Origin of the sequence: Bacillus sp. FSL R7-0646 (assembly GCF_037969865.1) — a bacterium.
In the GTDB taxonomy this organism is placed as follows: Bacteria; Bacillota; Bacilli; order Bacillales; family Bacillaceae; genus Bacillus; species Bacillus licheniformis.
The window spans coordinates 1,452,069-1,469,085 of sequence record NZ_CP150217.1; the positions used below are offsets into that span (position 1 = coordinate 1,452,069).

Consider the following 17,017-nt stretch of genomic DNA (forward strand, 5'->3'; position numbering starts at 1 on the left):
CATGCTGATCACTCCTGAGGAAGTGATTGCTTATTCTGTTTTCGAAGCGGTAAAGTCTCGGCCTGAGGACCTGCTTCAGCACGATATTTTGGAGGCAGAAACCGAAATTCAAAGCATCGTCGGCCATGATTTCTCTGGTGAGAAATATCAGCCGCTGCCAGAAAAGGTCAAGCTGGCCTTATTAAAGCTGGCGCAATATTTCGCTTTGATTAATTCTGATGAATCTATCGTCAAGGGCTATAAATCTGAAAAAATCGGCGACTATTCCTATACGCTTGGAGATGGTCAGACCATTCAAAAGCCAGATGTCACAAATCTATTAAAAGATTTTGTTGAGGATCCAAATGTCCCACCTGATGGTAAAGGATCTGCTCTCCTTAGGGTGAGGGCACTATGAGTTACAGCCGGCTCTTAACACACCGCTGTGACATCTACCATTTAAAAGAGGAACAGCCGGCGGAATCCCGATATGGTGTTCCGGTTCAGGATGGCCAGCCAGAATTCTCGTATCCCGATGAACCGGATATTTTAGATCAAGCTTGTTACTTTACGGAGAAAAATCAATCCGTTGTGCAGCAGGAGCCGAATACATTGATCGTTCACTCCTTTCTGGTTCATTTTCCAGCCTCAGCGGATATTCGACTGAATGACAAAGTGATTTGGGAAGGAACTTCTTATAAGCTGCAGATGCCAAGAAAAATTAAAAATCATCACATTGAAGTGACAGCAGTCAGGAGTGGCAATCTATGAGAATTGACGGCTTAGATGAATTTATACAAGCACTTGATGAAGCAATTGACGGAGGGCTTCAAAGTCAATATGAGCTTTGGCTTGAGGCGATGGGTTATGAGTTTTTGGATATTGTGCAAGATGAAATTATGAAAACTGAAACCGTCGAAACGCGGCGCCTGTTAAACTCCTTTGAGAAGGGTGACGCAGACAATATTTTCTCTACGACAGCCGGCAATCTGACATTGGATGTAGGGACCAACTTGGAATATGCTTCTTTTGTAAACGACGGGCACTTTACAATTGATCCATCAAAGAATCTCGACCGCCGGTGGGTTCCTGGGCGATGGAAAGGTGACCGCTTTGAATATGATCCCGCTGCGGAAACCGGAATGCTGCTGAAGTTTCAATGGATCGACGGATCCGGGTTCTGGGACAATGCCCTGGCGATCTTTGAGCGAATGTTTGAAAAAAGTTTAGACCGCAAGCTTCAGGAGTGGCTGGATGAATTCTAAAGGTGGTGATGGCTTGAACGATGAAGTTGGGTCCATTATGAACTTCTTTTATCGAGTATTTCCCGTCCAAATATATGACCGGGAGATTCCTATTCAAATTAAAACCCCGTCTCTCTATTTCCCGCCGCCTTCCGTAGCGGATGGGAATGACACAGTGTCAACGTATATGAAAACGTACAGCCTCAATGTGAAGCTGTTTCATAAGGATTCACAACAGGCCCACGATGAAGCTGAGAAGATCGCTGAGGCTGTACGGGAAAGGCGCAGCACGATTCCTCTTGTTGATACTGAAGGAACGGAGACGGGAGAATCCTTGCGAATCAATCGGATAGAATCACGAATATCTGATAAAGGAGTTGCTGTATTGGTTGTTCAATGGAACAGCCGATATTGGTACAAAAGAGATGAAAAGCCGTCTCTGCAAGATTTCGATTTTACAAGCGGGGTGAAATAAGTGGATACAAAGAAAGCAAAAAATGAAGAGGTTGAGGGACTGACTGCCACGCGCCGCCCTGAATCTCTTTTTCATATTCAAGACTTACGGGAGCACAGTAAAGAGCTATTCGGGGTTAAACCTGAAGTTCTGGACGGTGCTCTTTTTGGTTTAGATCAGAAGCAAGTGACAAAAACAGAGACGAAGAAACGCATTCGCGAATTTCTTCGGAAGGAGGCTAACTAAATGAATGGCGGAACATTTACGCCCGGCAAGGAAAAGGAACGTGCCGGCATTTATTTTAATTTCAAAACGACAGCCCAGGAACGCGTTTCTCTTGGTGAGCGTGGGATTGCGGCTATTCCTGTTAAAACAAGTTGGGGAGAAGCGAAAAAGTTCATTTCAATTTCAAGCATTGAGGACTTGAATAAGAAAGTTGGTCTGCCAATTGATGATCCAACCCTCCTCCTTTTCAGAGAAGCCAAGAAAAAAGCGCAGACTGTTCTCTTATATCGCCTGAATGAAGGAAACCGGGCTACGGGTGATATTGGTGAAGGTGTAAAAGCTACGGCCAATTATGGCGGCTCAAAGGGCAATGACATTATTATTCAAGTCAGCGAAAATGTCCTGGATTCTTCTAAATATGATGTCACCACCTTCTTTAATCAGTCTGAAGTCGATAAACAAACGGTTTCTAAGGCGGAGGAACTCGAGTCAAACCAATATGTCACCTTCACTGGAAAGGGAGAACTGACCATTACAATTCCGCTTTCAGGGGCTGAAGGTGACAAGGAAGAAGGAAAATTAAACCCTTCTGCCGGAGCCCGGTTGTCTGGCGGCACAGACAAAAGTGTATCGAATGAAGACTATATGGACTTCTTGGAGGCAGCCGAAACAGAATACTTCGATACCATCGCATTACCGGTGAAAAACAGTGAGCAGCTGAAAGCCACATTCGTATCCTTTATTCAGCGTTTACGGGATAAGCAAGGGCGCAAGGTTCAAGGTGTTCTTTCCGGTTATAAAGGCGATTATGAAGGCATTATCAATGTGACAGAAGGTGTGCTGCTGGAAGACGGTACAGAGATTGCGCCGCATCAGGCTACAGCATGGGTTGCCGGGGCCAGCGCGGGAGCTTCTTTCAATCAATCTTTGACCTTTGTTGAATACGAAGGCGCGGTGGATGTCCTGAACCGCCTTGACGATGACACAGTCATTGAGAAGCTGAACAACGGAGAGTTTTTATTCACGTTTGACGCCCGCGATAAATCTGTCAGCGTTGAAAAGGATATTAATTCTCTCACGACCTTTACTGCCGAGAAAAATAAGAAGTTCTCAAAAAACAAAATCATCCGGGTTCTGGATGCGATCAACAACGATCTTACGCGGGAACTTAAAGCGCTCATTAAATCTAGGAAAGGAACCGGCAGTGACATCCCGGCTTCTGATGACGGTCTCCAGTATGTCAAAACGCTCATCATTCAATACCTGACGACACTTGAAGACGGAGACGGAATTATAGGCTTTGATTCAGAAAATGATCTGACCATCAAGCTGAATGAGGACCGTGACGGATTCTTAATTGACTTGGCCGTTCAGCCGGTTGACGCAGCTGAAAAATTCTACTTCAATGTGGAGGTGAAGTAAGATGGCTTTTAAAGCTCAAAACACGATTTCAGGAAAAGAGGGCCGTCTGTTTTTGGATGGGGAAGAACTGGCCTTTATTAAAACATTTGAAGCAAACGTGGAGAAAAATAAAGCAGAGGTCAATGTCATGGGCCGCCGTATGACAGGGCATAAGACAACGGGAGCAAATGGAACAGGAACAGCCACGTTCTACAAAGTTACTTCAAGGTTTGTGCAGCTCATGCTGAACTATGTGAAAAAGGGAGAAGATCCGTATTTCACATTGCAAGCCGTTCTCGATGACCAGTCTTCCGGCCGCGGAACAGAACGAGTCACACTGTTTGATGTGAACTTTGACTCCGCCAAAATCGCGGGGCTCGATGTAGACTCAGAGGCGCTTGAGGAGGAAGTGCCGTTCACTTTTGAGGACTTTGATTTGCCTGAGAAGCTGAATGAAAATTTCTAATTTGTTTGCTTAAAGAGAACTTTTGGGGCAATTTTCTTTTCAAAAATACGCTTTTAGGTATAAAATATGCTATATTATAGTATAAGACTATGAAATGACTACAACATGATTGAGGTATTACTTCTTTAGAAAATGCATATACTAAAAAAGACCCGACTGCGGGCAACAGTCGAGTCAGGTGTACAAAGTGGCCCCTCAAGGGGCTGGCTCAAAGTGTCTTTTTGTAAATAGACTTTCCCTACGAACTTTGCGGGCTCAAGGGAAGTCTATTTTTCTTTTTTAGACAACACGGCAATTAACATGCCAAAAGCAATCATTAATGAGATTGTTTCGTATGTTGTCATAAGCATCACCCCCTTCCATAGGGGATGAGCCAACTTCCCTTGAGTGAGCCGAAAACTTTGCACAAAGAATATTTTACCATAACACTCTCATACACCGAGAGTGTTTTTTTATTGCCTAAAGACAAAATGAAAAGGAGCTAATAAACATGAGCGAAAAACAAAACGAAAAAGTGTATGATCTTTCCTTCTTTATGCCAGGACAAACAGAGGAAGCTGAAGAAGTAAAGGTGCCTATCTCAAAGCGTTTTAAAGATAAAGAGGGGAACGTCATTCCTTTTGTGTTCAAAGCCATCACGACAGAGCGCATCGATGAGTTAGAAAAAGAGAACACAACTTATAAAAATGTGAAAGGCCGGGGTCGCGTGAAAGACCTCGACACTCAACGTTTCTATGCCCGAATTGCGGTTGAGTCTACTGTTTACCCGGATTTCCGTTCAAAAGAGTTGCGAGAGGCATATAAAACGCCTGATCCAGTAGAAGTCGCCAAGCGCGTGCTGTCTGTCGGCGGTGAATACGCGAACTGGCTCAACAAAGCAATCGAAATCAACGGCTTTGAAGACGATCCAGAAGATTTAGAAGCCGCTGTAAAAAACTAATCAAGGATGGGAATAAGGAGGCCGTGTATTTGTATTACTGCATGCATGAGCTTCATTATTCTCCATCCCAACTATTAGAAGTCTATGAAGCGCCTCGACATTTTAAGGCATTTTTATTTGGGCTTATCGGTCACAAGCTTGAAGTTTTAGAGAAAGAGGCAAAGAAGGGAGGTAAATAGATTATGGCCAAATTAACTGCACGCTTTGATTTGCAGGATCGCATGACCTCCCGTCTACGTGCGATTCGGGGTGAGATGGTTCGTATTGATAGACTCAGACAAAGGACTGAACAGCGTCCTTTTGTCATTCGGGTAAGAGATAGGGCCAGCCAAACATTGAAAAGAATTCATATGTTCATCCTTCGGGATATTGGAAAGTCTCACCAGCTTGTTATGTCTGTGAAAGATTTGGCCACCCGATCCATGCAAAAAATGAATCGGTTTATCGCGCGGCGGATGCCGCGTACCCATGAAATCATGATGAAAGCGGTAGACCGGGCAACACCGCAGATCCAGCGCCTGAGACGTTATTTGGATCGTCACTTATCTGGTCCTCGCAGAATCCTCATTGAGGCAAATGATCGAGCGACAGCCGTCATTCGCCGTATTTCCAGGTATGCCAAAGATCAGCTGGGAAAAGGTTATCATGTGACAGTTCGGGCGGTAGATATGGTGACGAAAACCGTAAATCGAATTGTCTCAAGTGCCAGGCGTGAAATTCCGGAATACTACAAATCAAGTATTCAAGCAATTGATCGGTTTACAGCACCTGCCCGTCGGGTTACGTCTTTTGCGAACCAACACTTGAACCGGACATGGACCGCCACTGTCAAAGTGTTAGACCTTGCAACTAAGCCTTTGAAGGCGATCGCTTCCGCGGCAACTTCAACACTCGGAATTCTCGGTGTAGGAGCTGGGGCAACCGGAGGGGTTGTTGTTCCATTGAAGATGGTCGCCGATCGTCAGAATATGACGACTGCATTTGAAACCCTACTTGGGAGCCAAGCTAAAGCCAATCAAAGGCTGGACGAATTAACAACATTCGCTGGTCAAACTCCATTTACCCGGGATGAAATATTTGAATCAAGCCGGGTGCTGCAGGTCTTTACAGGGAATGCCCTTTCTACTGCTGAAGGGATGAAGCTTGTCGGGGACGTGGCTGCAGGTGTGCAGCGGCCATTCTCGGAAGTCGCTCTTTGGATGGGACGCCTCTATGATGGGATCAAGTCTGGCCGTCCGATCGGGGATGCGACGGCAGCCCTGCAAGAAATGGGGGCGATCTCAGGTGAGGCCCGCGGCAAACTTGAGAAATTAGCGGAGAGTGGGCAGGACATTTCTAAAACTTGGCCGCTGGTCACAAAAGAATTCAGCAAATACAATGACATGATGGTCAAGATGTCTGACAACCTCGCAAACTTATTTTTAGGGGTTAAGTCATTTATCAATAACTCCATTCTCATGCCATGGGGAAAAGGGCTGGCGGAGGCGTTTCAGCCGGCTCTTGAAGCGTTTAGAGAATGGCGCGGTGAATACTCGTTTGTCCTGACGGACCTTACAAATAAAGCTCAGAAGGCAGGAAAGGCCTTTGCGGAAAGCTTCTTGAATCCGACGAAAAATGTATTTGGCTTCATCGGTGAACAGTTTAAAATCCTTTTTCCTGGAGAGCTCACGAAAAAACAAAAGAAAGAGCTGGAGCTTAAATTTAAAGAGGATCCTAAGCTGAAAAAACGGTTTGATCAGCTGCAGAAATACAGGGATATGGATTTTGAAACCCGCTGGCATATTGTTCTCGACAATACGAAGGATGTTTTCGGAGAATGGTGGAAAAAGACGGGAGAACCCGGCTTAATTAAAATGGCAGGCAATCTCGGCAGCACTTACGGCGGCATCATTAATGGGGTTATCAATGGTTTGCTTGGAATTGATGATAAATCATCCGAAAATGGATTCGTCAATGCCGGAACAAAAGCCGGCCGGACATTTGTTGTCAGCTTTGTGGATGCCTTGGATCCGGTTGAGCTGTCGATGCGGATTGCGAAGAAGCTCGCAAAATTAAATTGGGATGCGGTCACCGGTCAAGGTTCTGTTGGTGGTGCCCTTCTTGCTGATGCGTTCGCTTTAGCCTTTATCGGTAAGGTGGGACGTCTTCTCAAGCCAGTTGGAAAGCTTATTTCTGGTGTTTTCGCAGGCTACAAGTGGCTAAAAAACAGACCGGGTTCCGGTGGAAGAACAGGAGGCCCTCTCACCCCAGGTGGTAAGAATAAAAGAGCTGGCGGAGGCCGTCGAGGACCGGAATATCGCAACCCTTGGTTTGGTCAAGGTGAAAGGGTTTCTCCGTCAAATCCAAATCAAACGAGAGGTGGCGGGTTCTGGAGCAGAGCAGGAAAAGGGGCCAAATCAGTCGGTAAACGCGTTCCGATCTTAGGAACCGCGCTTGCTGCGACCGAACTCATTGGCATGAATAAAGACAATGCTGGTGAAAAATTAGGCGGTTTTGGTGGTGGCTTGGCAGGATCAGCTGCAGGAGCAAGTGCAGGGGCTGCCGTTGGAACCTTAATTGCACCAGGAGTCGGAACCGCAGTCGGTGGTGTTATTGGTGGTGTCGCCGGCGGCATTGGCGGTTCAGACTTTGGACAATCCATTGGAAAGTGGATTGATGATGGCGGCATCATGAAAACATGGGATACCATTGTGAAAAAATCGTCAGAAGCTTGGGCCAACATTCAAAAGACCTGGGAAAAGGTGTCTGATTGGTTTGAGGAAAATGTATCCGACCCTGTCTCTAAAACGTTTGATGATGCGCTCACCTGGATTAAGAATACGTGGTCAACCGTCACAACGTGGTTCGAAGAAAATGTTTGGAATCCTTTTCTGAAACCTGTCGTCGATTTTGCTATTCAAGTCTGGGGCTGGTTAGAACAAGCGTGGTCATGGATCCAAGACACTTGGAAAACTGTAAAGACGTGGTTTCAAGATAACGTTTGGACGCCTATATACAATATTGGAGTAAGAATTATAAACAATGTTGTAGGCTTCTTTGCGGTAGCCTGGTATTCTATCCAGTTGGTATGGGGAATTGCTTCATCATGGTTCATGGAATATGTTTGGGACCCAATATTATCCCATGTTGTTCAATTCGCAATAGACGTGTGGAACTGGCTCGTTCAGGCATGGAACTGGATTTCTGAAACGTGGGAAACCGTCTCAACTTGGTTTGTCGAAAATGTTTGGGATCCAGTATTATCCCACGTTGTTCAATTTGCATTAGATGTGTGGAATTGGTTCGTTCAGGCGTGGAATTGGATTTCTGAAACGTGGGAAACCGTTTCAACTTGGTTCGTTGAAAATGTTTGGGATCCGATTTTGGAGCCTGCGATTCAGACCGCAACAGATATCTGGAACTGGCTTGTCCAAGCATGGAATTGGATCAAAGAAACATGGGACACTGTTTCGAAATGGTTCACTGAGAACGTCTGGGATCCGATCATTAAAAATCTTATTATAGCAGCTATCCAAATTTACGGTCATTTTTGGATGGCAAAAAATAAAGTGATCAAATACTGGACCGATATTTCTGCTTGGTTTGATGAACATGTTAAAAAACCAATAGTCGGGGTCGCAAATGACATATCAAAAGCGTTTGAAAAAGCGTTTGGCTGGGTCGGAAAAGTCTGGGATAAGGCAAAGGATTTTGGAGGCGGTATAAAACAAGGCTGGGACGATCTGTGGCAGGGTAAAAACAAAACAACCTTTGAAAAAATTGGTGAAGAAAAGACAGGCTGGAAGCCAAAAGAAATACCTGATAAAAAGGCTACAGGTGGCTACATCACAAAACCAACTATTTCATGGATTGGAGAAGCCGGGAATGAATTTGTCATCCCGACTCAAAACAACCGGGGCCGCGGAAAGATGCTGCTCTCACAAGCGGCAACTCAACTCGGTATGCGGGTTGTTGATGATATCGACTCTGTTTCTACAGATGCCGGAACTGTCGCACCTATTTCGAGTGTTGCTTCCTATTCTGCTTCAGTATTGCCATCAATGAATGCAGGAAACATGACGGATCAAGCATCGTCTTTTGGTCAGCAATTTACAGAAGGCTTTGACGCAGGTCTCAATTCAAACGTTGTTTCTATAGAAGACTGGAAGAAGAAAAACATTCAAACGCCTTTTAATAACCTGATCACCAGCTCCCCATCCTTCGGGAAAAATGTTGTAACCGGATATGCTTCAGGGCAGAATGCAACAGCTACCGGAACAGATGGATTCCTACAGTCAAAAGTGAAGACGCCATTTCAAAACACAGTGAATACAGCTTCTTCATGGGGTGTGAATACGGTCAGAGGATTTGCGGCTGGCCAGAATGCTACGCCTACAGGTACAAACCAATATGTCAGCACCCATATCAATAAGCCGTTTCTTGATTCGAAACAGTCATCAAGAGGCTGGGGATCTGGCATGATTAGTAATTTTGTATCCGGCATGAATTCAAAAGAGAATGAAGTAAAAGAAGCTGCCAAGGAATTGGCCAAGAAAGTGGAACAAGCTTTCCGCGATGAGTTAGATATTCACTCCCCCTCCCGAGTCATGATGAGTCTCGGGCGTTTTGCGTCTGTTGGTATCGTGAAAGGTTTAAGCTCAGTCGATGTGAAGAGCTTCGCTGAAAAACAAGCCGGATCTCTTGCTGGAGCTTTTGCAGGAATGGGGGCAGTCGGCGGCAACATAAAAGACTGGCTGCAGAAGGCTCTTATGATCACAGGCACGTCGATGAATTGGCTTGGACCTCTATCTCAAATGGCCATGCATGAATCAGGCGGGAACCCGCAGGCCATTAACCTGTGGGACAGCAACGCGAAACGCGGCACGCCATCAAAAGGGTTAATGCAAACCATTGATCCAACCTTTAATGCCTATAAGATGAAAGGGTTAAATGATATTTGGAACCCGATTCATAATGCGGTGGCTGCTATCAATTACATCAAAGCTCGGTACGGTTCTGTTTTTAATACGCCGGGAATGAGAAGCAAGCGAAATGGCGGCGGCTATAAGGGTTACGCAAACGGAGGGTTAATCACAAATGAACAAATTGCTCGTGTCGGTGAAGGTGGAAAACGGGAATGGATTATTCCAGAAGAGCGCGGCATCCGCGGCCGTTATCTGCTTTCCCAGGCAGCACAGGCTCTTGGTCTTGATGTGGTCGATCCATCGTCTCAACAATCTGGCATGTCATCTGATCAAGTGGATATTGCCACATCTGGCCAAACTGGTGCTGCCACGGTCGTCCCGTCTGGAACCAAAGAAATCAACATCCATTTTAATGGCGATCAGCATTTCCACAATGATCAAGATGTGGAACGCTTAATTGATAAAATCAAACAGGCCTTAGTTGATGAGTTAGAAGAAGACATTAACATTGGAACGAAGGGAAGTGTAGCTTTTGACTAAATCTGTTTATGAATTTTGGCTATCCCAGGGGAAGGAAAAGCTGCGCTTCCCCGTGCTTCCTGAAAAAATAGACGTAACCAACAACACGGCAAATGAAACCGTTCAAGTGGCCAAATTTGGCGAGCTCACATTCATTAACGATCCGAATGCCAAAACCATTTCGTTCTCCTCTTATTTTCCAAAGAAGTATTCACCTTTGGCTGAATATAAGGGATTCCCTTCACCGGAAAATGCAATTGCCACGATCGAACGGTGGATGAAAAATAAAAAGCCGGTTCGTTTTCTCGTTACCGGAACAAAGATCAATTTAAACTGCAGCATCGATGCCTTTACTCACCATGAAGGCCAAAAAGACATTGGGGATCGTGATTTCGATATCACCTTAAAGGAATATAAAACAGCGTCTCCGCGAAAGATCAAACAAAAAAAGAAGACGAAAAAGAAAAGGCCGTCAAAGGCAGCGCCGAAAGTATACACCGTAAAAAAGGGGGATACCCTCTGGCATATTGCTGGCCGATTTTATGGAAACAGCCTGCAGTGGCGGAAAATCTGGAATGCGAATAAAACGGCAATGATCAAGCGGAGTAAACGAAACATAAGGCAGCCTGGTCATTGGATTTTTCCCGGCCAGAAACTAAAGATACCTCAATGAAAACAGGTGGGGTGAACGAATATGATTGAACTATTCGTAGTAAAAGAAACGGAATGGCGGGAGCTGGTGACAGAAAGTATTTCCCTTGAGGGGCAGCGGTACCAGGCTCCTCGTTCTATTCAAGCGACGATCGTGGTCAAACAAGGCGATCAAAAATATTACAGTGTACAGGAAGGCGACACGGTTTTATTCAAGTGGAAAGGCAAAGAGCTGTTCCGTGGCATTGTGTTTTCCGGGATACCTGATGAACATACGTTAGTGTTCACTGCTTATGATATGCTGCAGTATCTTGTGAAAAATAAAGATGTCTATGTTTTTTCAAACAAGCGCGCAGATCAAATTGTCCACCGGATCGCCAATGATTTTCAAATCCCAAAGACATCGATCGCCAATACAGGGTATACAATTAAATCTCTAGTCATTAAAGACGACACATCGCTTTATGACATCATTTTGAAGGCTCTAAAAGAGACCAAAAAGCAAACGGGGAAAAACTTTCAGCTCTACTCATCCAAAGGAAAACTTGGTTTGCGGGCATGGCCGGACCCATCGGAAATTTGGGTATTAGAAACTGGCGTCAACATTATGGACTATCAGTACAGTACATCCATAAATGATACGGCGACACGCGTTAAAATACGCCGACAGAAAGACAACAAAACTTATACGGCCGCTGCAAGCGACAGCACCGGCATAAAAAAATATGGTGTTTTGCAGTATGTTGAAACGGTATCGGATAACATCAACCAGGCGCAGCTTCAAGAGCGGGCCAAAGTTAGACAGTCACAGAAAAAGGGTGTTAAAAAGGAGCTGAAAAGCATTCAGGCGCTTGGGATTCCGGATCTTCAAAGCGGCATGCCGGTGTACATCTCGATCCCGGAGGTCGGCATTAAACAAAAGTATTGGGTCGATACAGACAAGCATGAATTCAAGGGCTCCAAACACACGATGACGATTGATGTTGTCCCTAAAAACCATATGCCAAGTGGAGCGTCGGCATCATGAGATTAAGTGATGCCATAAAGGAATTGGCTCTCGGAGCCGTGAATGCAGAGTCTCCTGTCGATGTGATGCCCGCGGAAATCGTATCGGTCTCACCTCTCAGCATTAAAATTCGAGACAATGACAAATTGGTGATTCCCTCTGATTTGTTGGTTGTGGCTGAACATTTAAGAGAACATACAAGGGAAATAGAGCTTGACGGTGAGAAAAAAACCATCCGTTTATACAATCAATTGAATACAGGTGACCATGTGATGATTGCAGCCATGCCAGGCGGGCAATCTTTTTTTGTGATCGACAAGATATAGGAGGTGTCTGACATGGCGCTTTCCCCGGAAGTGGAATTTGAAGATATCGAGGATGACAGTGACGTCATTGAGACTTCAAAAACATATAAAATTGATTTTGATTCCGGCCGTATAACGAATGAAATCATATCAGGACTTGATGCCATTAAACAAATGGTTTATATGGCCCTTCGAACGGAACGTTATGGTTATCCGATCTATAGCCATGATATCGGAAATGAACTGCAGGAGGTTCTTTCTGACAATGAAACGACCGATGCTTATAAGGAAATGGAGATCCCGCGACTGATCGAGGAGGCTCTGATTTTTGATGAAAGAATCACGGCCGTCAAAGATTTTGAAATTCATAAAATAGAGGACGCCTTTCATGTATCATTTACGGTTGAAACGGATGAAGGAACCTTGGAGATTGAGGAGGTGATTGGCGAAGATGTTTGAAGATCAGACGTTTGATGAGATTATGGAGCGCATGCTTGATCGTGTCCCAGCTGATATTGATAAACGGGAAAACAGTGTGATTTGGAATGCGCTGGCGCCAGCGGCTGCAGAACTCGCTCAATCCTATATCTGGCTGGACACGGTGTTGGAATTGGTCTTCGCCGACACTGCCCAAGGTGAATTTTTAGACAGGCGGGCCACTGAAGCCGGTTTGGAAAGGCAGCCAGCAACAAAAGCAGTCAGGGACGCAAAATTTACAAAAGGTGTTAACATTCCCGTAGGCTCCCGCTTCTTTATTGACAATCTGTATTTCAAATATACGAGGGATGGATATTTGGAATGCGAAACCGCCGGAGAAGCCGGAAACGCAAATTTAGACGGGCGTCCTCTCCTTTCTCTCGATACAATTCCAGGACTTGATTCAGCTGTCATGGGGAAACTCCTAGTTCCAGGAAAAGAAGAGGAAACAGACGAAGAATTGTATGCGCGGTATTCCGTCCGGGTCCGGCGGGAAGCCGTAAGCGCAAATAAAATGCATTATAAGCAATGGGCGGAAGAGGTAGACGGAGTTGGCCGGGCGAAGGTATTTCCTCTTTGGGATGGAGATGGAACGGTTAAAATCGTGATTACGAATGCCAAAATGGAACCTGCATCGGAAACCTTGGTCCATAAGGTAAAAGACTATATTGATCCTGAACCAGGCAAAGGGGAGGGACAGGCCCCGATTGGGGCGACGGTCACCGTCGAAAGCGCGGTATATAAAAAAGTTGATATTGAAGTCGCCGTTGTTCCCGAACCTGATTACTCAATTGAGGATGTTCAAAAAGAAATCGAAAATAAAGTGAAAAGCTTTTTTAAAGAAATTGCATTTACAGAAAGCATTGTCCGACTATCCAAAATCAATAACATTGTGTTTAACGCGGAGTCTGTCAGCGATTATGCTGATGTGAAAATCAACGGGGATACGAAAAACTTGGAACTGAAGGATGAAGACATTCCAAAGCTTGGGACGGTGACGATCCTTGAGCAAGATTGAAGAAATGGAGAACTATTTGCCGCCGTTCCTCACAAAAGTCAGAGAAATGAGTGAGATTCTACAAGCGGAGGCTCCGGAGTTTGAGCAGCAGAACAATGATATTTTTGATCTGACAGATCAGCTGTTCATTACAACAGCGACATGGGGCCTTGATCGGTGGGAAGCTCTATTAAATGTGGCCAGAGAATCTGGAGATTCTATAGAGATAAGGCGACTACGGCTGATATCGAAGACATCTAATATTCCGCCGGCTACTTATCAGGCTATCGAACAAGCTTTAAACCGATTTTTAAAGAATCCTTCGGCTCAAGTTCGGCTGCTTCCAAAGGAGTACCGCTTTAATGTAGATATCAACATTGACGACCTGCAGAATGTCAGAGAGCTTATTGAAACACTTGAAAATATAAAGCCGGCTCACCTCGCATATACATTTCGGCCGGGCTTTAATGAACAGCTGAAGATTAAGGATACGTTCATTATGAATCATCGAAGATATCGAAAAATAAAGGAGCTCCGGGTCGGCTATTCTGTCACACTTGATAATAATGAGGTGGTTTTAACATGATCACAAAACACTACAGGGAGCGCGTGGCGACCGACCTGAAAAGCAGAATCAAAAAGGTATTGTTGAATGGGAAAGAAACTGAGATTGCCGACATCACGATCAATGGCACGACTGTCATTGTACTGACTAAACGTGAGGAAGATGTCAGTCACATTGAAAGTGTCAAAATCATTGATGATCAAGATCACGTGATTACAGAACGAAGTCCTGACCTGGATGTCAGTACCAACCGCACGCTCGATTTCCGATTTACATTTGAGGTGGTGGAATAAATGGCTTATAAAGAAAAGACGGACTGGCTCCCGGATGATCCGATAACTGAAGATGACGTGAACCGCTGGGAAAAAGGCATCAAAGAGGCGCATACCGATTTGGCTGCCCATAAAAATGATCTGAATAATCCGCACGGCACGACAAAGGCTCAAATTGGGCTTGGGAATGTAGAGAATGTGCAGCAAGCTTCAAAAGCTGAATTTAATCGGCATGTTGGCGATGAAACGATCCATATTACAGCAGAAGAAAGAGCAGAATGGAATGCCAAGGAAACGCCGAGTGCTGCCCAAGAAAAAGCAGATCGCGCCGAAGAGAATGCGAAAACATACGCGGATCAAACGTTTACCAATGAGAAATTGACTGTCTTACCAGATTCAGAGGCGATACAAGATGCCCGAACTGCAGGAAGTGAATATCCTCTCGGCATTACACTAATGGATATTGGCCAGGGCAATAAAACTGGTTATCCACTCAGCTATGGATTTGTGAAAAACGAAAAGCGTTCGAACTATCGTTTTACTCAATACTTTTATGGGACTGCAAATGAAACCGGTGATTATTACTATAATACGGGGACATGGATTCGGCACTGGTGGAATGAGTCTGGCTGGACCCAATGGGAAAAAATATCTGGTTTTGCCCATGCGAACATAGGGACAACGGGCAGACAAGCTTTGATAAGAGGGGAACTCCAGAAAATCAAATTCAACCGAATCATCAAGGACAGCCATAAATTGTTTGATACGAAAACCAACAGATTTAAGGCCAGTCATTCCGGTATGTACCTGGTAGGCGCAAGTTTGTATATTGAAAACTCACTCCAATATTCAAACTTTGAGCTTTATCTTTATAAGAACGGAGCTAAATATAAATTGATGAATCGCTTCATCATTCCATCTCCAAAAGATAACAGCGATTCAACAGAATTTCACGCGACGGTGACAGGCACAGTAAACGTTCCACTTGATGAAGGAGATTATATCGAGATTTACGTGTATGCGGGTTATTCCGGATCCAAGACCCGTTATATCATGGACAGCAATGGGGTTCTTAATTATTTCGATATCTTGGAATTAGGCGGTCGGAATTACCGAAACATTTAGGAGGCGAGCTTATGATCTTATATGATGCCATCATGTACAAGTATCCTGAGGCCATCCCCAAAAAGGATTTTGTGTTGAGAAACGATGGAAATGGGTCTTATATTGAAGAATGGAATTTAAGGACGCCTATTCCGTCGGAAGAGGAGTTGCAGTTGTGGTGGGAAGAATCAAAAAAGAGTCAGCTCTATACGCCGCCAAGCTTAACAGAGTCACTTGGCCGCCAGCTGACAGAGGAGAGGCTGGCTCGAAAAGCCCTCGAGGAGTCATACAAACTTATGGGGCAGGAACTGGCAAAGCTTAAGATTCAATCGCTTCAATTGAAAGGGGAGGAGCAGCAATGAACTTTTGGGTGTTGGCACTTTACTATAATTGGGCCACAACAGACATGGTGAAACAAGCACTCTATTATAAAGACTGTACCTCAGAAGACTTCAAAGATGGGGTAGATAATAGGCTTGTGTCTCCTGAGCAGTACAAAGAAATCTTTAATGAAGAATACCCGCCGGAAGCCGTCATATAGGCTTTTTTATTTTGCCTTTTAGGGGGTGATCTATGGGCGCGTGCTTCATCCGTTTGATTAGCCAGATTAAAGAGATATACAAAAACAGAGGAGGATGAACATTGGCTAAACACAATTTTTTGTTTCCGTTGGATGCTGATTCAAGACCAGGTGCGGTGAAACCATTTCGGGAGGGGGATACGGATTTTACAGTTCCTAATATGGATGTCAGCGGCGGCGCAGAGCTGCTTACCAATCTGCCTCTTAAAGCTACAGAGGTTTATAACCAATATGGCCAAGACCGGCTGGGAGATGTACTTATTTCTAAAGTGAGGGGCTATGCTTTTGCGGATAAAGCCGGGTCATTATATGTTGAAGAAAGTGACGACGGGAATTCTTGGTCCACAGTGGAATCTATCGATGTAGCAGAACATGCTTTGGGTGACACAGGATGGGTTTATTTATCCAAAAGGTATTATCGTTTCCGATATGTCAACGGCAACTTGGAACAGTCTGATTTTGCCCTATATCAATCCCTTGGATCCGGTGAACAGGATGTCCGGGTTTCAGGAGGATTCGAGGCTCCTTCTTTAGACATTCCAGCTGATGGTCTCCCTGTAAAAGCACTGAAAACTATTACTTCAGAAAGCTTTTTAGAAGAGCAGGTCATCAAAGCAGGAGAGTCTATCTATCTAAATATTGATGCGGCAGGTCATCAGCTTGGACTCGCGATTTATCTTTATGAAAAGACGAATCTGAGTGTTCGAATGACTTACATTATCCCGGGAACAAGCAACTATACACTGAAGGGTTATGAAGATGTCATTGTGTTAGAAAATAATGACCGGGACGCTCAGAAGGTTGATCTATTAGCTGCCTCTCCGCGGCTTATGTTGACCAATAATGGAGAAATAGACGTGAAAATTAAAAACCTTGTGGTTACTCATTTCTTGTAAGTTCGCGCCGTAAAAAAACGGTGTTTTTATTT

The 17,017-nt window shown here is 44.7% G+C and carries 22 protein-coding genes; 21 read left to right on the top strand and 1 reads right to left on the bottom strand.

The window, feature by feature from the left end:
- The first annotated feature begins 1 nt into the window (after window position 1).
- From MKY62_RS07395 to MKY62_RS07425, 7 genes are read left to right on the top strand one after another with little or no spacing between them, the layout of a single operon-like run.
- Window positions 2-397 (top strand): DUF3199 family protein, encoded by a 396-nt coding sequence (locus MKY62_RS07395; protein ID WP_016886614.1) that lies wholly within the window; start codon window positions 2-4, stop codon window positions 395-397.
- Entirely contained in the window at window positions 394-750 is a 357-nt protein-coding gene (locus MKY62_RS07400; RefSeq protein WP_016886613.1) for a YqbH/XkdH family protein, read from the top strand. The genes MKY62_RS07395 and MKY62_RS07400 overlap by 4 nt, the downstream gene beginning before the upstream one ends.
- On the top strand, window positions 747-1,244 hold the full coding sequence (locus tag MKY62_RS07405) for an HK97 gp10 family phage protein (protein WP_016886612.1): 498 nt from the start codon (window positions 747-749) through the stop codon (window positions 1,242-1,244). The genes MKY62_RS07400 and MKY62_RS07405 overlap by 4 nt, the downstream gene beginning before the upstream one ends.
- A 13-nt stretch (window positions 1,245-1,257) precedes the next feature.
- Window positions 1,258-1,698, top strand: a complete 441-nt coding sequence (locus MKY62_RS07410) for a DUF6838 family protein (RefSeq protein ID WP_026080870.1) — start codon at window positions 1,258-1,260, stop codon at window positions 1,696-1,698.
- Window positions 1,699-1,923, top strand: coding sequence for a hypothetical protein (locus MKY62_RS07415; RefSeq protein ID WP_016886610.1), 225 nt, complete (start codon window positions 1,699-1,701; stop codon window positions 1,921-1,923). It begins immediately after the preceding gene.
- A complete protein-coding gene (locus MKY62_RS07420) occupies window positions 1,924-3,324 on the top strand; it encodes a phage tail sheath family protein (protein ID WP_016886609.1) in 1,401 nt (466 codons plus the stop codon).
- 1 nt (window position 3,325) lies between these two features.
- The gene (locus MKY62_RS07425; RefSeq protein WP_016886608.1) at window positions 3,326-3,769 is read left to right on the top strand and encodes a phage tail tube protein; all 444 of its coding nucleotides are present in this window, start codon (window positions 3,326-3,328) and stop codon (window positions 3,767-3,769) included.
- A 266-nt stretch (window positions 3,770-4,035) separates the two neighbouring features.
- Here the strand turns inward: MKY62_RS07425 and MKY62_RS07430 are convergent, their stop codons facing one another.
- Window positions 4,036-4,119, bottom strand: coding sequence for a putative holin-like toxin (locus MKY62_RS07430; protein WP_016886607.1), 84 nt, complete (start codon window positions 4,117-4,119; stop codon window positions 4,036-4,038).
- Window positions 4,120-4,259: 140 nt separating this feature from the next.
- On the opposite strand from MKY62_RS07430, the gene MKY62_RS07435 reads away from it, so the two are divergent.
- The 14 genes from MKY62_RS07435 (at window position 4,260) to MKY62_RS07500 (ending at window position 16,985) form a co-directional block, all read left to right on the top strand.
- On the top strand, window positions 4,260-4,709 hold the full coding sequence (locus MKY62_RS07435; protein WP_016886606.1) for a phage portal protein: 450 nt from the start codon (window positions 4,260-4,262) through the stop codon (window positions 4,707-4,709).
- Window positions 4,710-4,738: 29 nt separating this feature from the next.
- Window positions 4,739-4,888 (top strand): hypothetical protein, encoded by a 150-nt coding sequence (locus MKY62_RS07440; RefSeq protein ID WP_085959894.1) that lies wholly within the window; start codon window positions 4,739-4,741, stop codon window positions 4,886-4,888.
- A 3-nt stretch (window positions 4,889-4,891) separates the two neighbouring features.
- Entirely contained in the window at window positions 4,892-10,153 is a 5,262-nt protein-coding gene (locus MKY62_RS07445) for a transglycosylase SLT domain-containing protein (RefSeq protein ID WP_339614032.1), read from the top strand.
- A complete protein-coding gene (locus tag MKY62_RS07450) occupies window positions 10,146-10,805 on the top strand; it encodes a LysM peptidoglycan-binding domain-containing protein (RefSeq protein WP_016886603.1) in 660 nt (219 codons plus the stop codon). Before MKY62_RS07445 ends, MKY62_RS07450 begins: the two co-directional genes overlap by 8 nt.
- 21 nt (window positions 10,806-10,826) lie before the next feature.
- On the top strand, window positions 10,827-11,810 hold the full coding sequence (locus MKY62_RS07455; RefSeq protein ID WP_016886602.1) for a hypothetical protein: 984 nt from the start codon (window positions 10,827-10,829) through the stop codon (window positions 11,808-11,810).
- Window positions 11,807-12,115, top strand: coding sequence for a DUF2577 domain-containing protein (locus tag MKY62_RS07460; RefSeq protein ID WP_016886601.1), 309 nt, complete (start codon window positions 11,807-11,809; stop codon window positions 12,113-12,115). The genes MKY62_RS07455 and MKY62_RS07460 overlap by 4 nt, the downstream gene beginning before the upstream one ends.
- A 12-nt stretch (window positions 12,116-12,127) precedes the next feature.
- Complete coding sequence (locus MKY62_RS07465; RefSeq protein ID WP_016886600.1) at window positions 12,128-12,553, top strand: DUF2634 domain-containing protein; 426 nt, start codon at window positions 12,128-12,130, stop codon at window positions 12,551-12,553.
- The gene (locus tag MKY62_RS07470) at window positions 12,546-13,589 is read left to right on the top strand and encodes a baseplate J/gp47 family protein (RefSeq protein ID WP_016886599.1); all 1,044 of its coding nucleotides are present in this window, start codon (window positions 12,546-12,548) and stop codon (window positions 13,587-13,589) included. Before MKY62_RS07465 ends, MKY62_RS07470 begins: the two co-directional genes overlap by 8 nt.
- Entirely contained in the window at window positions 13,576-14,154 is a 579-nt protein-coding gene (locus MKY62_RS07475) for a YmfQ family protein (protein ID WP_016886598.1), read from the top strand. The genes MKY62_RS07470 and MKY62_RS07475 overlap by 14 nt, the downstream gene beginning before the upstream one ends.
- Window positions 14,151-14,426, top strand: a complete 276-nt coding sequence (locus MKY62_RS07480) for a hypothetical protein (protein ID WP_016886597.1) — start codon at window positions 14,151-14,153, stop codon at window positions 14,424-14,426. Before MKY62_RS07475 ends, MKY62_RS07480 begins: the two co-directional genes overlap by 4 nt.
- Complete coding sequence (locus MKY62_RS07485; protein ID WP_016886596.1) at window positions 14,427-15,530, top strand: hypothetical protein; 1,104 nt, start codon at window positions 14,427-14,429, stop codon at window positions 15,528-15,530.
- 11 nt (window positions 15,531-15,541) lie between these two features.
- The gene (locus MKY62_RS07490) at window positions 15,542-15,871 is read left to right on the top strand and encodes an XkdW family protein (protein WP_016886595.1); all 330 of its coding nucleotides are present in this window, start codon (window positions 15,542-15,544) and stop codon (window positions 15,869-15,871) included.
- Window positions 15,868-16,050, top strand: a complete 183-nt coding sequence (locus tag MKY62_RS07495) for an XkdX family protein (protein WP_016886594.1) — start codon at window positions 15,868-15,870, stop codon at window positions 16,048-16,050. The genes MKY62_RS07490 and MKY62_RS07495 overlap by 4 nt, the downstream gene beginning before the upstream one ends.
- Before the next feature lie 101 nt (window positions 16,051-16,151).
- Window positions 16,152-16,985 carry a hypothetical protein gene (locus MKY62_RS07500; RefSeq protein WP_016886593.1) on the top strand — a complete coding sequence of 278 codons (834 nt, stop codon included), beginning with the start codon at window positions 16,152-16,154 and terminating at the stop codon, window positions 16,983-16,985.
- Window positions 16,986-17,017 lie beyond the last annotated feature (32 nt).